Annotated in this window: 13 protein-coding genes; 2 read left to right on the top strand and 11 right to left on the bottom strand. The window is 62.4% G+C overall.

Annotated elements, in window-relative coordinates:
• Positions 1-1,797, bottom strand: coding sequence for a maltose alpha-D-glucosyltransferase (gene treS, locus LDN90_RS04050; RefSeq protein WP_216921180.1), 1,797 nt, complete (start codon positions 1,795-1,797; stop codon positions 1-3).
• A complete protein-coding gene (locus LDN90_RS04045; RefSeq protein ID WP_223949233.1) occupies positions 1,797-3,857 on the bottom strand; it encodes an alpha-1,4-glucan--maltose-1-phosphate maltosyltransferase in 2,061 nt (686 codons plus the stop codon). The genes treS and LDN90_RS04045 overlap by 1 nt, the downstream gene beginning before the upstream one ends.
• Positions 3,858-4,009: 152 nt before the next feature.
• Between LDN90_RS04045 and glgP the strand changes: the two genes are divergently transcribed.
• A complete protein-coding gene (gene glgP / locus LDN90_RS04040; RefSeq protein ID WP_223948004.1) occupies positions 4,010-6,634 on the top strand; it encodes an alpha-glucan family phosphorylase in 2,625 nt (874 codons plus the stop codon).
• Between the two features lie 131 nt (positions 6,635-6,765).
• Here glgP and LDN90_RS04035 read toward each other — a convergent pair whose 3' ends face one another.
• The 3 genes from LDN90_RS04035 to glgX are packed head-to-tail and all read right to left on the bottom strand — an operon-like array spanning position 6,766 to position 9,719.
• Positions 6,766-7,125 (bottom strand): barstar family protein, encoded by a 360-nt coding sequence (locus LDN90_RS04035; protein ID WP_216921185.1) that lies wholly within the window; start codon positions 7,123-7,125, stop codon positions 6,766-6,768.
• Between the two features lie 6 nt (positions 7,126-7,131).
• Positions 7,132-7,593 carry a ribonuclease domain-containing protein gene (locus LDN90_RS04030; protein ID WP_223948003.1) on the bottom strand — a complete coding sequence of 154 codons (462 nt, stop codon included), beginning with the start codon at positions 7,591-7,593 and terminating at the stop codon, positions 7,132-7,134.
• Between the two features lie 11 nt (positions 7,594-7,604).
• The gene (gene glgX, locus LDN90_RS04025; protein WP_216921191.1) at positions 7,605-9,719 is read right to left on the bottom strand and encodes a glycogen debranching protein GlgX; all 2,115 of its coding nucleotides are present in this window, start codon (positions 9,717-9,719) and stop codon (positions 7,605-7,607) included.
• A gap of 239 nt (positions 9,720-9,958) precedes the next feature.
• On the opposite strand from glgX, the gene LDN90_RS04020 reads away from it, so the two are divergent.
• The gene (locus LDN90_RS04020) at positions 9,959-10,768 is read left to right on the top strand and encodes a carbon-nitrogen hydrolase family protein (protein WP_223948002.1); all 810 of its coding nucleotides are present in this window, start codon (positions 9,959-9,961) and stop codon (positions 10,766-10,768) included.
• A 333-nt stretch (positions 10,769-11,101) separates the two neighbouring features.
• Here LDN90_RS04020 and rlmB read toward each other — a convergent pair whose 3' ends face one another.
• From rlmB to LDN90_RS03990, 6 genes are all read right to left on the bottom strand, one after another.
• Complete coding sequence (rlmB, locus tag LDN90_RS04015) at positions 11,102-12,091, bottom strand: 23S rRNA (guanosine(2251)-2'-O)-methyltransferase RlmB (protein WP_216921202.1); 990 nt, start codon at positions 12,089-12,091, stop codon at positions 11,102-11,104.
• Positions 12,092-12,170: 79 nt separating this feature from the next.
• Positions 12,171-13,640 carry a cysteine--tRNA ligase gene (gene cysS / locus LDN90_RS04010; RefSeq protein WP_223948001.1) on the bottom strand — a complete coding sequence of 490 codons (1,470 nt, stop codon included), beginning with the start codon at positions 13,638-13,640 and terminating at the stop codon, positions 12,171-12,173.
• 35 nt (positions 13,641-13,675) lie between these two features.
• Complete coding sequence (locus tag LDN90_RS04005; RefSeq protein ID WP_223948000.1) at positions 13,676-14,032, bottom strand: hypothetical protein; 357 nt, start codon at positions 14,030-14,032, stop codon at positions 13,676-13,678.
• Positions 14,025-14,591 carry a 2-C-methyl-D-erythritol 2,4-cyclodiphosphate synthase gene (ispF, locus tag LDN90_RS04000; RefSeq protein WP_223947999.1) on the bottom strand — a complete coding sequence of 189 codons (567 nt, stop codon included), beginning with the start codon at positions 14,589-14,591 and terminating at the stop codon, positions 14,025-14,027. Before ispF ends, LDN90_RS04005 begins: the two co-directional genes overlap by 8 nt.
• Positions 14,588-15,370 carry a 2-C-methyl-D-erythritol 4-phosphate cytidylyltransferase gene (gene ispD, locus LDN90_RS03995; RefSeq protein WP_216921229.1) on the bottom strand — a complete coding sequence of 261 codons (783 nt, stop codon included), beginning with the start codon at positions 15,368-15,370 and terminating at the stop codon, positions 14,588-14,590. Before ispD ends, ispF begins: the two co-directional genes overlap by 4 nt.
• Before the next feature lie 66 nt (positions 15,371-15,436).
• Entirely contained in the window at positions 15,437-15,919 is a 483-nt protein-coding gene (locus LDN90_RS03990; protein ID WP_011690592.1) for a CarD family transcriptional regulator, read from the bottom strand.
• Between the last annotated feature and the right edge of the window lie 119 nt (positions 15,920-16,038).

The following is a 16,038-nucleotide window of genomic DNA, read 5'->3' as shown; positions in this document are numbered from 1 at the left end:
TCATCCTTTGGTCGACACCACGGGAATCGCCTGGGTAAATGGCGATGAGGGGTTGGAAAACGCCGAGCGCAGCCGCAGCCAGTAGAAGTTGTGGCTACCCAGCATGACTGTCAGTTGGCCGTTGTCCCCAACGGCCGGAAATGTTTGGCCACCGAAAATATCCCGGAAGCCCCTGCCGGCATATTCCGGCAGATCCAGGATCGCGGCCACCGGGTGCTGCGAAAGGTTGAAGACGCACAGTATGGTTTCCGCGTCCTCGCCTTCAGGGTTGCCCGCCGGCAGTTCCCGGACATAGGCCAGAACTACCTCGTTGTCCGCTTCGATGTGGCGGAAACTTCCCAGGCCGAACACGGGGTGGTTCTTGCGCACGCTGAGGATCTGCCGGGTCCATCGCAGCAGGGAGCCTGAGTGCGCGGCCTCTGCTTCAACGTTGGCCATGCTGTAGTTGTAGACCAGGGACTGGATCACCGGCAGGTACAGCTTGCCGGGGTCCGCGCCTGAGAAACCCGCGTTCCTGTCCGGGTTCCATTGCATGGGGGTGCGGACGGCATCGCGGTCATCAAGCCAAATGTTGTCCCCCATGCCGATTTCGTCCCCGTAATAGAGGAAAGGGCTACCTGGCAGGGAGAGCAACAGCGCATTAATGAGCTCAATCTCGGCGCGGGAATTGTCCAGCAGCGGAGCCAGCCTCCGCCGGATACCAATGTTGGCGCGCATCCTGGGGTCCGGTGCGTACCAGCCAAGCATGGCGGCGCGGTCGTCCGCGCTGACCATCTCCAGCGTGAGTTCGTCGTGATTCCTCAGGAAGGTCCCCCACTGGGCACCCTTGGGAATCTCCGGAGTCTCCCGCAGGGTCTGGATGATCGGAGCTGCCTTCTGGTCCCGCAGGGCATAGTAGAGCCGGGGCATGATCGGGAAGTGGAAGGCCATGTGGCATTCCGGGGCTTCCTCGGTGCCGAAGTACTCCACCACCTCATGAGGTGGCTGGTTCGCCTCGGCGATGATCACGCGTCCGGGGTAGTTGGCATCCACCATCCGGCGCAGGTCTTGCAGGAAGGCGTGGGTCGCGGGCAGGTTCTCGCAGTTGGTGCCTTCCTCCTCGAAGAGGTACGGAACGGCGTCGGCGCGGAAGCCATCGATTCCCTGGTCGAGCCAGAACCGGATGACGTCATAGAGTGCCTCAATGACTTTGGGATTCTCGAAGTTCAGGTCCGGTTGGTGGCTGAAGAAGCGATGCCAGAAGAATTGGCGCCGGATGGGATCGAAGGTCCAGTTGGATTCCTCCGTGTCCACAAAGATGATGCGCGCATCCTGGTATTTCTCGTCCGTATCGCTCCAGACATAAAAATCGCCGTAGGGGCCCGTGGGGTCCTTCCGTGATTCCTGGAACCATGGGTGCTGGTCCGAGGTGTGGTTTAGCGGGAGGTCGATGATCACCCGGACGCCGCGGGCGTGCGCCTCCGCCACGAGGCGCTTGAAGTCGCTGATGGTGCCAAACTCGTCCAGCACCGAGGTGTAGTCGGCGATGTCATAGCCGCCATCACGCAACGGGGAATGGAAGAACGGCGGCAACCAGAGGCAGTCAACGCCCAGCCATTGAAGGTAGTCCAGTTTCTCGATCAAGCCGTGGAAGTCACCGGAGCCATCCCCGTTGGCATCCGCAAAGGCCCGCACCAGTACTTCGTAGAAGACTGCCTTGCGGTACCAGTGCGGATCATGCTGGAGACCGGGGGCATTCAGCTCGAAGGTGTTCTTCGGAGTGAAGTACTGGCTCGGGTTTTGCGGAGAAAAACTCACTAAGGCTGCCTCCGGATGCTCAGGATGTGTGCTGGCTCCACGTGTGCGTCGAGCCTGACGTAGTTGTGTTCACCCCACCACCAGCTTTGCCCGCTGATCAGGTCATCCACCAGGAACCGGCCGTCCTCGTTGAAGTCCGCAGGGTCCAGCTGCAGTGCCGCCAGGTCCAGGGAAACCGTGCTTTCGCGGGCGCTGTGCGGATCCACGTTAACAACGATGATCAACGTGTCCTTGGTGCCGTCCGGCAACGTCTTGTGCTTGGAGTAGACGATCGTTGCGTCATCGGTGCTGCTGTGCAGCGTAAGGTTCTGCAGGTCGCCCAGGGCAAGGTGGTCCTTGCGGATGGTGTTCAACCGAGTGATGTACGGAGCCAACGTACGGCCGGACGCGGCAGCGCCTTCCCAGTCCCTGGCCTTGTACTCGTACTTTTCGTTGTCGATGTACTCTTCTGCCCCCGGCCGTGCCACGTGTTCGTACAGCTCGTAACCGGCGTACATGCCCCAGACCGGGCTTGCCGTAGCGGCAAGGACAGCCCGGATGCGGAAGGCCGCGGGACCGCCGTACTGGAGGTACTCCGTGAGGATGTCAGGGGTATTCACAAAGAAGTTGGGCCGGAAGAAAGCCGCGCTCTCGTGGCTGACCTCATGGAAATACTGCTCCAGTTCGGTCTTGGTGTTCCGCCACGTGAAGTACGTGTACGACTGCTGGAACCCTGCCCTGCCCAATGCATGCATCATGGGTGGACGAGTGAAAGCCTCCGCCAGGAAAACTACCTCGGGATTCTTTTTGTTGATCTTTCCAATCAACCATTCCCAGAACCACACGGGCTTTGTATGCGGATTGTCCACGCGGAATATCTTCACGCCATGGCTGATCCACAACTGCACCACCCTGAGGATTTCCTTGGAAAGGCCCGCAGGATCGTTATCGAAGTTCAGGGGATATATATCCTGGTATTTCTTTGGCGGATTTTCGGCATAGGCGATGGACCCGTCCACACGGGTGGTGAACCATTCCGGGTTGGACGTTACCCACGGGTGGTCAGGGGCTGCCTGCAACGCCAGGTCCAGTGCAACTTCGAGCCCCAACTCCCGGGCGTGGGCAACAAAAGCGTCAAAATCTTCAAAAGTGCCCAAATCCGGGTGGATGGCATCGTGGCCACCGTCCTTGGAACCAATAGCCCACGGCGAGCCCGGATCCTGCGGGCCTGGTGTCAGCGTGTTGTTGCGGCCTTTGCGGTGCTGGAAACCGATCGGGTGGATCGGCGGCAGGTAGATGACATCGAAGCCCATCTCCGCAACCGCCTCCAGGCGCTTGGCTGCGGTGCGGAAGTTGCCCGAAGTCCAGATACCCGTGGCGTGATCCAACACCGCGCCCTCGGAGCGGGGGAAAAACTCGTACCAGGAACCGCGGCCGGCGAGGTCCCGTTCCACCTGGAGCGGGAACGGCTCGGAAACGGTCACCAACTCACGTATCGGAACGCGTCCGACGGCGGCCAGCACCTCCGGGCTGAAACCGGCACCAAGGCGCTCCTCGGCAGATTTGGTGGTGTCGGCAAGGACGACAGACGCAGCACGCAAGGTGCGCTTCTCCGCAGCGGTGCGACCGGCGTCGTCCTCGGCTGCCTCAGAAAGCAGGGCGGCGCCCTCGGCGAGCATCAACTCGACGTCAATGCCGGCGCCCACTTTCACTTCAGCGTTGTGGTGCCATGTTCCGTAGCGGTCATGCCAAGCCTCAATGACGAACGACCACGCGCCTGTGCCGGAGGGAGACAGCAAACCCTCCCAGCGGTCCAAGCCTTTCCAGCGCTCATCCTTGGCCGGTGCCATGCGGACCCGCTGGCGCTCCTTGCCCTTGGGATCGAGCAGGACGGCAGAGACGCCGAGCTGATCATGTCCTTCACGAAAGACGGTCGCGCCGATGGCGAGATCCTCACCCGGAAGGGCCTTCGCGGGGAACCGGCCACCCTCAACCACCGGCTGGACAGCCGTGATGGGGAACCGGCCGAAGCGCAGTCCGGCGGTGATGTCCGTTTTCGTCTTGGATTTCAAAGCGGTCATGGTTCGCGAGGTATTCGTCACAACCACGACGTTAGCGACAAAAATCCAAGAATGCTAAGCACACGAGCCATCTTCGCGACTCAAGATGACTTTTACCTAAAAGAAACCCAAACCAGTTCCGACTGCCATGTGAGTCCGTTAGTGTGGCGCTCGTGAAGGCAATTCGAAGATTTACAGTCCGTACCGTCCTCCCTGAGCCCATCCGGCCGTTGGCCCGTTTGGCGACCAACTTGCGCTGGTCCTGGCACCGGCCCACCAGGGAACTTTTTGCGAGCCTTAACCCGGCTCTTTGGGAGGCCGCGCAGCATGACCCCATCGCCCTCCTGGGGTCCATCAGCAGGGAGCAACTGCAGGACCTGGCCAACAACGGCGAAGTCGTTAACCGGGTACAGGAAGCAGCAGCCGATCTGGACCGCTACCTCAGTGAGCCGCGCTGGTACCAGGGCCTGGGTGAAGAAGCCCCGGCTTGCATCGCCTACTTCTCGCCGGAATTCGGCATTACCGAGGTTCTTCCCCAGTACTCCGGTGGCCTGGGCATCCTTGCCGGTGACCACCTCAAAGCCGCATCGGACCTCGGTGTCCCGTTGATCGGCGTCGGGCTCCTTTACCAGGCCGGCTACTTCAAGCAGTCCCTGTCCCGTGACGCCTGGCAGCAGGAAACGTATCCGGTGCTGGACCCGGACGGGCTGCCGTTGACGCTTCTGCGCCAGCCCTCCAAGGACGGCGTTCCCGGCAAACCGGTGCACATTTCGCTTCCGCTTCCCAACGGCCGCGAGCTTCACGCGCATGTGTGGCGTGCCGACGTCGGACGCGTTCCGCTGCTGCTGCTGGACTCCAACGTCCCCTCCAACGACGAAGCCGCGCGCGGCATCACCGACCGCCTGTACGGCGGTGGCGGCGATCACCGACTCCAGCAGGAACTGCTGCTGGGCATGGGCGGCGTCAAAGCCCTGCGCGTCTACCAGGAACTGACGGGCACGCCCGCGCCGGAGGTCTTCCATACGAACGAAGGCCATGCAGGATTCCTGGGAATCGAACGCATCCAGGAAGCGATGTCTGACCCCAATGATCCCCTCACCTGGGACGAAGCCCTCGCAGCGGGACGTGCATCCACCGTCTTCACCACGCACACCCCCGTACCGGCAGGCATCGACCGTTTCGAGGCCCTCCAGATCAAGCACTTCTTCGAAGCCGGGCTCGCCCCCGCGGTGCCCGTGGACCGGATCCTGGAACTCGGCCGGGAAAACTACGACGGCGGCAACCCCTCCGTCTTCAACATGGCAGTCATGGGCCTGCGCCTCGCGCAGCGTGCCAACGGGGTAGCCAAGCTGCACGGCGTGGTTTCGCGGGAAATGTTCTCCGGTCTCTGGCCAGGATTCGACCACTCCGAAATCCCCATCACGTCCGTGACCAACGGCGTGCACGTTCCAACCTGGGTGGACCCAAAGATATCCTCCTTGGCACGGCAGCAGTTCGGTGCAGAAGCCGAAGCCCTGGGCCGTTGGGACCTCGCCTACAACGTCAGTGACGAGGACGTCTGGGGGCTCCGCAGGGAACTGCGCACCCAGCTCGTGGACGACGTCCGCCGCCGCTTGCGCGCCTCCTGGAAAACACGAGGTGCCGCCGACGCCGAGCTTGGCTGGACGGACAGCGTACTGGATCCGGACGTGCTGACCATCGGCTTCGCCCGAAGGGTGCCCACGTACAAGCGGCTCACGCTCATGCTGCGCGACCCCGCGCGTCTGAAGGCCCTCCTGCTGAACCCCAAACACCCCATCCAGCTGGTCATCGCAGGCAAATCGCACCCGGCAGATGACGCGGGCAAGAAAATGATCCAGGACCTGGTCCGGTTCACCGACGACCCCGAGGTACGCCACCGGATCGTGTTCCTCCCGAACTACGACATCGCCATGGCCCGCACCCTCTTCCCCGGCTGCGACGTCTGGCTCAACAACCCCCTGCGGCCGCTGGAAGCCTGCGGCACATCCGGGATGAAGGCAGCCATCAACGGCTCGCTCAACCTCTCCGTCCTGGACGGCTGGTGGGACGAAATGTACGACGGCGAAAACGGGTGGGCGATCCCCACAGCCAACAACGGCGCATCCGCCGATGAACGCGACGACATTGAAGCTTCCGCACTCTACGAGCTGCTGGAAACCCAGGTGGCACCGCGCTTCTACGGGACCACCGTGGCCCAAGGCGCCGGCGCAGCAGGACCCTCCGAATCCAGCCGCGAGACCGTGCCCACCCACTGGGTGTCCATGATCAAGCACACCCTGGCAAACCTGGGCCCGGCAGTCTCAGCCGAACGCATGCTCCACGACTACGTCAACAACCTGTACTGCCCCGCAGCAGTAGCCGGGCGCCGGGCCACCGCTGAATCATTCAAGGAAGCCAAGGAACTCGCGGCCTGGACCTCCAAGGTCCGCAGCGCCTGGCCTGAGGTCGTAGTGGAACACGTCGACTCGGTTGGCGTGTCCGAAGAACCCCAGGTCGGCGACACCCTGCAGGTCAACGCGTACGTGGCCCTTCACAACCTGACCCCCGACGACGTCTCCGTGGAGGTCGCGTTCGGTCGTGCCGAGGAATCCGATGAGCTTGAGGACATCGTCGTAGCGGAACTGGACTCCCTGGAGAACCTCGGCGGCGGGCGCCACCTCTTCCACGGCGACCTCGTCATCAACCGTTCAGGATCCTTCGGCTACACCGTCCGCGTGTTCCCGAAGCACTCGGCGCTGGCTTCCAAAGCAGAACTGGGATTGATCGCGAACGCGTAAACCCAACCACACGACATCCGCCGGATGTCAGTCATCCTCCGCGTGCTGCTCCTTCGTCGCTTTGACGCACGCTTCCGGATAACTGACATCCGGCGTTTTGTTTGGACTCCTTAGCGGATGGCTTATGCAGTTCAGTTTTCGAAAACCGCGATCACTGCGAGGTCGCGGCCTGCGTAGCGCTCGGCGTCTTGGAGGATTTCGCAGACCACGCCGAAGGAGCGGTCGGTTCGGTAGGCCGCTGGGACTTGCCAGATCATCGTGACAGGAGTGCCGTCGTCGTCGGACAGGGCATCAGCGAAGTCATGCAGGGAGTCATTGAGGGCGTCCAGATTCACGCCGTAGTACTCAGGGAAGTCCAGGACCTGGCCAAAGACCTCCAGGACGCCCGATTTCGTTGTTGCCGGCGGGACGAGGACGGTCCTGCGCCCGGCGTCTGCCACCTGGTCCTGAAGTTCTTCGATGGTCCAGGTGTCTGCGGAATAGATCTTCATGGGCTCCTACTTGCCTTCGACGATGAACTTGAACGAATCGTAATGGTCAGCGGTGTAGTACTTGGCCGTGTCCTTGCCAACAATGATCCGGCGGGCGCCGCGGTCCGACTCGCCAGGCGTAGGGACCGTGTATTCCTTGTAGAATCCGCTGGACTTCTTGGGCAGGAGTCCCTCGAAGTTACCGAAATTCACGCCGTCCCTGTCATAGGGATAAGGCCCGCCTTTCGCAATCAGGGCAAGCGTCCGTTGCGCTTCCCTGGGAAGCTGCGAGGCGTTGATCGTGGGCAGCGCAGAGGGGTTTGCCACGGACGGCGGGGTTGACGCGGAGCCAGGCTCCGCCGTCGTGGTTTGGGTGCTTGACGTTTCCTGGGTGGCGGTCAGCGGGCCGCCCACCATTGCGACCACAAGCGCGACGACGGCAATCACCAGGGCTGCGAAGGCCAGCAGCTTGCTGCTGCTCCGTTTCATGCGGGGAACTCCTAGGTGCGGTAAATGTTGATGGTGTTGGCCTGCAGGATATCCCGCTCGCCCGACGCCACCAGCGCACCTTTCCGGCGTTCATGCAGCACCGAGGTTGTGAACCGGAGTTCGAACATACGCTTGCCGATGCCCGTTTCACTGAGGATCTCGGGGAGCACCATCTTCACGTCCTGGTTGCTGCCGTTCACCACTATCAAGCCACGGATTTCGCTGTCCTCATGACCCATCAGGAGCTGAATGGAGCGCGCGTTGGGATCATTCCAACGCGCGGGCGTCATGCGCTTTCCCTTGTCGTCGAACCATTGCAGGCTGGAATCATTCGCGTGGGCGGGGAAGCTCTCGGGCTGGTGGCGCAGGAACCACCGGCGAAGCCTGACAAGCTCCCTGGTGGTTTGGAACATGGCGTTGGCTTCCTGGGTCCTGCTCCAGTCCAGCCACGCCGTCGGGTTGTCCTGGCAATAGGCGTTGTTGTTGCCCTGCTGGGTCCGGCCCAGCTCATCGCCGGCGGTGATCATGGGGACGCCGAAGGACAACAATAGAGTGGCCATGAGGTTCCGAATGGACAGCGCGCGGGCCGCCACGATTTCCTCGTTCTCGCTGCGGCCTTCAAAACCATGGTTGTAGCTGCGGTTATCTCCATGGCCATCGCGGTTCTGCTCACCGTTGGCCTCGTTGTGCTTTCGGTCGTAGCTCACCAGGTCCTTGAGCGTGAAGCCGTCGTGTGCCGTGATGAAATTGACCGAGGCCAAGCGCGTGCGGCCGGACGGCGCGAACAGGCTCGCCGAACCCGCCATCAGCTCAGCCAGCGACGCGACTGAGCCGCCTTGGCCGCCGGCCTCAATCGCGGCACGGTCTGACAGCCAGAAGCGCCGGACGCCGTCGCGGAAATGATCGTTCCAATCGGACCATCCCTGAGGGAACCGCCCTGTCTGCCACCCGCCGTAACCCACGTCCCAAGGCTCGGCGATGAGCTTGACCTCTGACAGGACCGGATCCTCGGCAATGGCCCGCAGGAAGGGATGGTTGGGATCGAATTGGTTGCCGGCGTCCCGGCATAATGTCACGGCGAGGTCGAAGCGGAAGCCGTCCACGTGGAAGTCATTCACCCAATACCTCAGGGAATCCAAGGCAAGGTCCACCACCACGGGATCACTGAAATCCAGGGTGTTGCCGCACCCGGTGGTATCCAGATACCTTCCATGCGCATCGTGCCGGTAGTAGCGCTTCTCCGCGAGGCCGCGGAAACTCAGCGCAGGCCCGTCCGGTCCCGCTTCCGCGGTGTGGTTGTAGACCACGTCCAGGATGACCTCGATGCCAGCGGCGTGGAGCAGCTTGATCATGCCCTTGAGCTCGTCCTGCACAGCGTGGGGACCGGCGTTCCGCGCAGCCTCAGTGGCGTAGTCGGAGTGCGGGGCAAAGAAGGCCGCGGTGTTGTATCCCCAGTAGTTCGTCATGCCCAGATCCTGGAGGTGTGACTCGTCCAGGTGGAAGTGGATGGGCAGGAGTTCCACCGCAGTGATTCCAAGCTCAGTTAGATGCTGGATCATCACTGGGTGTGCCATGCCGGCATAGGTGCCGCGGAGGTGTTCCGGAATGTCCGGGTGAAGCATCGTCTGACCACGGACGTGGGCTTCGTAGATTACGGACGTACGCATCGGAGTCCGCGGCGGCGCGTCATCGCCCCAGTCGAAATCCGTTGCCATGTGGACGCTCGTTAGGAATTCGCCCCGCTGATCCACTGCACGAGCATAGGGATCCAGCAACAGGGACTGTTCGCCGTCGTCCTCAATATCCACTGCCGGTACTGACATCGGCAGCCCGCCCTCAGGGGGAGCAGCGCGGAAACCGTACCGTGTGCCTGGCGGCATGCCGCTGACGATGCCAAAGTGCACACCGTCCTCCAGATTGGGAAGGGTGTGAACCCGCCAACCATCCCCCGGGGCCTGGTAGGCGATTTCAACGCGTTCCAGGTCCGGAGCAAACACTGCAACGTTGACATTGTCTGTCTGCTGGGTGACGTCATCAAAGAAGTCGGGCTGGGGCTTGCTCAGTCCGATGGGCCTGGGGCGCGAAGCATCCAGGGCGGCTGCTGGGTCCAAAATAGGCATAACCATTGCTTGCAAGTTTAGTTCCATACCTGATGAGTGCTGAGTCGACCGCCCGTGTGACGGCGCGCACCACGTCAAATTTCCGGCAAGCACCGGCCGCGGCCGTCGTTCCCGGCCGCTCACGTGCTGGAACGCTTCAGCCCGGGCAGCAGCACACTTGTATCGGCTCCCCCGAATGTGTCGCTGCGGCTGTGTGTTGGCCGCAGCCTTGCCATACTGGGACTGACAGAACTGGAGGTTCAATCGTGCGCGTTGCACTCGCTCAAGTCATCACTGGCCGGGACCTGGCCGACAATCTGCGGCTTCTGGAAGAGTACGCCCGCCGTGCCAAGGAGGGCGGCGCGGAGCTTGTCGTTTTTCCCGAAGCAATGATGCGCGCGTTCGGTAACTCCCTCCTGGACATCGCCGAACCCCTCGATGGCCCTTGGGCGGGCCGGGTGCGCGAGCTCGCTGACGAACTTCAGTTGGTGATCGTGGCTGGCATGTTCACGCCAGGCTCCGCTTCGGATTCCGGCGGGCGCCGCGTGCGCAACACTCTACTTGCCACCGGACCCGGCGTGGAGACCAGCTACGACAAAATACATCTCTTTGACGCGTTCGGCTTCGCGGAGTCGGACACGGTTGAGGCGGGAACAGACCCAGTGACGTTCGACGTCGGCGGCGTCACCTTTGGCTTGGCCACCTGCTACGACATCCGTTTCCCCGCATTGTTCACAGCCAACGCGTTGCGCGGAGCCGTGGTAAACATCGTGGCTGCATCGTGGGGAGCCGGACCGGGCAAGGCCGATCAATGGCAGCTCCTTTCCCGCGCCCGCGCGGTGGATACCACCACGTTCGTTCTTGCCTGCGGCCAAGGAGATCCTGCTACCCAGGGCATCGAAGCGAAAGGCACCGCGCCCACGGGCGTCGGGTACTCCGCCGTCGTGTCCCCCTTTGGGCAGGTCCTTGAAGCCCTCGACGGCGAACCCGGCCTCCTCTTCGCCGACATCGACCCTGCCGTGGTGGAAGAAGCCCGCCAAAAGCTCCCGGTCCTGGCCAACCGCCGCGACTTCTGATCTTCTCTCACATCCTGCGGGTTTCGGGCGGATGTTCTCTGACATCCTGCGGGTTTCGGGCGGATCTTCTCTCACTTCCCCTCCCAAAGCGGACCGGACCGCTCGAGCCGGAGCCGCCGTCGTCGTCATTCCAGAGAACAGCAAACGCTCCCCCACCAGCATGAAGTGAGAGAGCGTTTGCCCAAAACAGTCAGGATATGAGAAAGCATCGGCCAAAAACCGCCGGGAAGTGAGAGAGCATCCAAGGGCGCCGCTGGGGCCATCCGGAAGCGTGCGTCACAGCGACAGAGGAGCAGCACACGGAGGATGGCGCTTGCGGCGCCTTACTGAGGATTACGCGGAACGCTGCCTCGACACTTCGTACAGCGAGATACCCACGGCCATGGATGCGTTGAGCGATTCCATGGCGGAGTCGATGGGAATCGAGACGATCTGGTCGCAGTTTTCGCGCACGAGCCGGCTAAGGCCCTTGCCTTCGGACCCGACCACGATGCAGACCGGCTCGGTCGCTACGGTGAGGTCGGGCAGCGAGACGTCGCCGTCGCCATCAAGTCCGAGGACGTAGATGCCCATGTTCTTGAACTGCTTGAGCGCGTTGTTCAGGTTGGACGCGCGGGCCACGGGTACGCGGACCGCTGCGCCGGCACTGGTCTTCCATGCCGATGCCGTGACGCCGACGGACCGGCGCTCGGGGACGATGACACCGTGGCCGCTGAACGCGGAGACGGAACGGATGATCGCACCGAGGTTGCGGGGATCGGTGATGCCGTCGAGCGCCACGAAGATCGGGGCGTTGGAGATATGCCCCTTCTTCCACTTGGCGATAGTGGTCTCTGCGAGGTCGTAAGCGTCCTCGTACTCGTACGGCGGGATCTGCAGCACCAGGCCCTGGTGAACTGCGTCCTCGGTCATGCGGTCCAGTTCGGGCTTGCCGGTTTCCAGAAGCGGGATGCCGCGTTCAGCTGCAAGTTTGAGGGACTCCTTGACGCGGTCGTCCATTTCGATGCGGATGGCAACGTGGAGGGCCTTGGCAGGGATGCCGGCGCGCAGCGCTTCCACAACCGAGTTGCGGCCGGTGACCAGCTCTTCAGTTGCGCGACCCTTGGGGCCGGAGCGAGCACCGGTACCCGGGCGTGCTGGACCGCGCTTGGCGGCCGAACGCTCCGAGAGCTGCTTGTTCTTGTATGCCTTGTGGTAGGTCCGGTCCTCGGCTTTAGGGGTGGGCCCCTTGCCTTCGAGGGCCTTGCGACCGTGGCCTCCGGTACCCGTGGAGGGGCCCTTCTTGCTCTTGCGGATTGCACCCGGGCGACCGTGGTTGGCCATTCTGTCCACCTTGCTTGAAATTAATGAGTCTGCATTCCAGTCTACTGACCCAATGCAATTCGGCGGCGGCGGCGGTTTGTCAGTCGCGTTTCAGGCTCCAGGTAGCGCCGTCCGCACCATCTTCGACGACGACTCCGGCGGCCGAGAGTGTGTCGCGGATGGCGTCGGACGCGGCCCAGTCCTTGTTGGCCCTGGCCGCGGCACGAGCCTCAAGCTGCGCTTCCACGAGGACCTCGAGGGCCGCGTGTTCGCGGCTTTGCACGGCCTCCGGGCGCTTCACGGAATCCAGGCCAAGGACACTTGTCATGGCGTGGACGCTGGAGAGAGCGTCTTTTACGGCGTCCAGATCACCGGCAGCCAAGGCGGTGTTGCCGGCCCGAACGGTCTCATGGAGAACGCCGAGCGCTTGCGGGACGTTGAGGTCATCGTCCATGGCGGCCACGAAGGCGGCCGGCATCGCAGCCTGCGCACCCTCGGTATAGCTGTTCGGCTCAGTGGCTTGCTGCCCCACCTTCGCGGCGGCCTTGGCTATGAAGCCATCAATGCGTTCGACGGCGGCGGCTGCTTCCTGCAGCGACGTAGGCCGATAGTCCAACACAGAACGGTAGTGGGCCTGCCCAAGGTAATAACGGACAACCCGGGGCGAGGCCAAATCAAGCATTTCGGCGGGACTCACCGTGTTGCCGATCGACTTGGACATTTTTTCGCCCTCGTACGTGACCATGCCGTTGTGCATCCAGAAATTGGCGAATTCGTCCCCTGCAGCCTGGGACTGTGCCATCTCGTTTTCGTGGTGCGGGAACCGAAGGTCCAATCCCCCACCATGGATATCGAAGCGCGTGCCCAGGTATTTGGTAACCATGGCGGAGCATTCCAGGTGCCACCCTGGACGTCCGGCTCCCCAAGGGGATTCCCATTTGGCGGTGAGGGGTTCGCCGTCTTTGTAACCCTTCCACAGCGCGAAGTCGCGCGGATCCCGCTTACCGCGGGGGTCGGCGTCGGGAGCGCCCTGCATGTCATCGATGTTCTGGCGCGTCAGCGAACCGTACTTGCTCCAGGAGCGGACATCGAAGTAGACATCCCCGGAATCATCCAGCGCGGGGTAGGCATGCCCGCGGTCGATCAGCCGCTGGATCAGCGCGTGCATTTCCGGGATGTGCCCGGTGGCGCGGGGCTCGTACGTCGGCCGCTGGACACCGAGGGATTCGTAGGCGTTCTCGAATTCCTGCTCGTAGCGGTAAGCCAAAGCCCACCACTCCTCGTCTTTCCGCGCCGTCGGCTCGTCAGCCCAGTCCGGGCCAAAGGATTGCTCGGACTTGGCGAGGATTTTGTCATCGATGTCCGTGACGTTGCGCACCACCGTGACGCGGAGGCCGCGGAATTCGAGCCAGCGCGTCAGTTGATCAAACGCGATGGCGGACCTGACGTGCCCCACATGCGGCATCCCCTGAACAGTAGCCCCGCAGTAGTACACGCTGGCCTTGCCCTGTTCGAGGGGAACGAAGTCGCGGACTTCGGCGGAGGCGGTGTCATAGAAGCGCAGGGTCACCGCTCCAGATTAGCCGATGACGCGGCATGACTTGCCTACTTGCAGTATTCGCCGATTTTGTTGAAGTGCACGGTCAACTGCTGTTGCTGTTCCTGGGTGGTTGCCCCGAGCGAGGAAGCGGCGGCTTTGTCCATGATGGCGGCCATCTCCTTGATGGGATCGCCAATTTCCGGAGCCAGCTTGTCTGCGATCTCGTGATAGTGGGCAGCGATCTGCTTGGACTGCTGCTGTTGATTGCCGTCGGGCTTGAAGGTGTCGTTGTTGAGGAACTCGCAACTGGCCTTCACATCCATCTTCGGCGTCGCTGCACAGCCACCGAGCAGGAGGGCTGCAGCCACACTCGCGGATAGCAGCACGGCGGAACGCACGACGCCGGAATGCGCCTTAGTCATTCAGCCCGCCTTCAGTGGAACCCGGCTCGGTTGCGCCGGGCTCAGGGTAAACGAGGGCGGTGGCAACCGCAGAAATTCCTTCGCCTCGGCCAGTGAATCCCAAGCCATCGCTGGTGGTGGCCGTGACGCTGACGGGTGCGTTCGCGGCTTCACTCAGCACCCTTTGGGATTCTTCGCGGCGGGGTCCGAACTTGGGCCGGTTGGCTACGAACTGGACGGCGACATTGCCGATCTCGAACCCTGCGGCCCTGACAATCCGTGCGGCCTCACCGAGGAGCTTTACCCCGGAGGCGCCGGCCAACTCGGGACGGTCTGTGCCGAAGTGGGTACCAAGGTCACCGATTCCACAGGCGGAAAACAGGGCATCGGCAGCTGCATGGGCGACGCAATCGCCGTCGGAATGTCCGGACAGCCCCCGTTCGCCTTCCCAAAAGAGGCCACCCAACCAAAGCGGCTGGGGATCGTCCTCCGGCGCGAACGCGTGCACGTCGACGCCGATCCCTGTACGGGGCAGGACCAGGTGGGTGGGACGGCTTGCAGCTTGCTGAGACGCCATCATCCTTCCACCCAGCGCATTCCAAGGGGGCCCTCGAGGAGGCCCTCGGCGATGATGAGATCCAGCGGAGTGGTGATCTTCAGCGACTGGCTGGCCCCGCGGACGGCGTGGACCGGAACGCCCAGAAGCTCAACCAGCATGGCGTCATCGGTGACTGCGGCGGCCTGTTTGTCATCAAAGAGCTCTGCGGCGTCGTGCGCACGGCGCAACGTGGCGAGCTCGAAACCCTGTGGAGTCTGGACTGCCCTGAGCTGTTCCCGGGGCGCTGTCCCCGTGACAATTTCCGGGGCGATGGCAGAATCCGAAGCGCCAGTCTGGGCCACAGTCTTGATGGTGTCCACCACGGGCATGGCTGGAATGACGGCCTTGGCGCCGGAAGCCAAAGCGTCGGCGACGCGCTGGAACACGCGCTCGGGGGTGAGGGCACGGGCGGCATCATGTACGAGCACGGCTTCGGTGCCGTCCTCCAAAGCAGCCAGAGCGGCGCGGACGGAATCCGCACGGGTGGACCCGCCGTCGACGACAGTCACTTCCGGGCCACCGTCCACCAGTTCAACAGTGAAGTCAGCAATCAGTTGGCGGAGTTCCGCATCCCCCTTGGGTAGGGCCACGCAGATCTGGCGCGCGACGTCGGCAGCGACGACGCCACGCAGTGCGTGCATCAGGATGGTTTCGCCACCCAGCGGAACTTTGGCCTTTGGCATGCCGTAACCGAGGCGTTCGCCCGAACCGGCAGCAACCACGATCACCGCCGTAACAGCGCGCTTGGAAGGAATACTCATGGTGACAAGAGTACTTTGTGGCAAAAAGAAACCCGGCGGCGCTTTCGCACCACCGGGGATCAATTCTTAGGAAGCCAAGACCTCGTCAAGAACGCTTGCTGCCTTCTCTTCGTCTGTCTTCTCAGCCAGGGCCAGTTCTGAAATCAGAATCTGCCGCGCCTTGGCCAGCATGCGCTTCTCACCTGCGGAAAGGCCGCGATCGTGATCACGACGCCAAAGATCGCGAACGACCTCCGCCACCTTGATGACATCGCCCGAAGCAAGCTTCTCCAGGTTTGCCTTGTAACGACGCGACCAGTTGGTAGGCTCTTCCGTGAACTCGGCGCGGAGAACGTCAAATACGTGCTCCAAGCCTTCTTTGCCCACTACGTCCCGGACCCCAACAAGGTCAACGTTCTCTGCTGGAACTTCAATGGTCAGATCACCCTGAGCCACCTTGAGCTTGAGATACATCTTCTCTTCGCCCTTGATGGTGCGCATCTTGATTTCCTCAATTTTTGCTGCACCGTGGTGAGGGTAAACTACTGTCTCGCCGACCTCAAAAACCATGTGGACTTTCCCCTTTCCCGCAGACTAGTCTATCACGATTAAGGCATACGACTGGCACCCGACGGCCCGTCCTGCCGCGCCAATAAAGGGAAATAGGCCCCAAACGAGCTCGCGATACC

Origin of the sequence: Arthrobacter sp. NtRootA1, from assembly GCF_019976975.1 — a bacterium.
Taxonomy (GTDB): domain Bacteria; phylum Actinomycetota; class Actinomycetes; order Actinomycetales; family Micrococcaceae; genus Arthrobacter; species Arthrobacter aromaticivorans.
The sequence above is the reverse complement of the archived record's forward strand: the minus strand, read 5'-3'. Positions and strand labels throughout refer to the sequence as shown.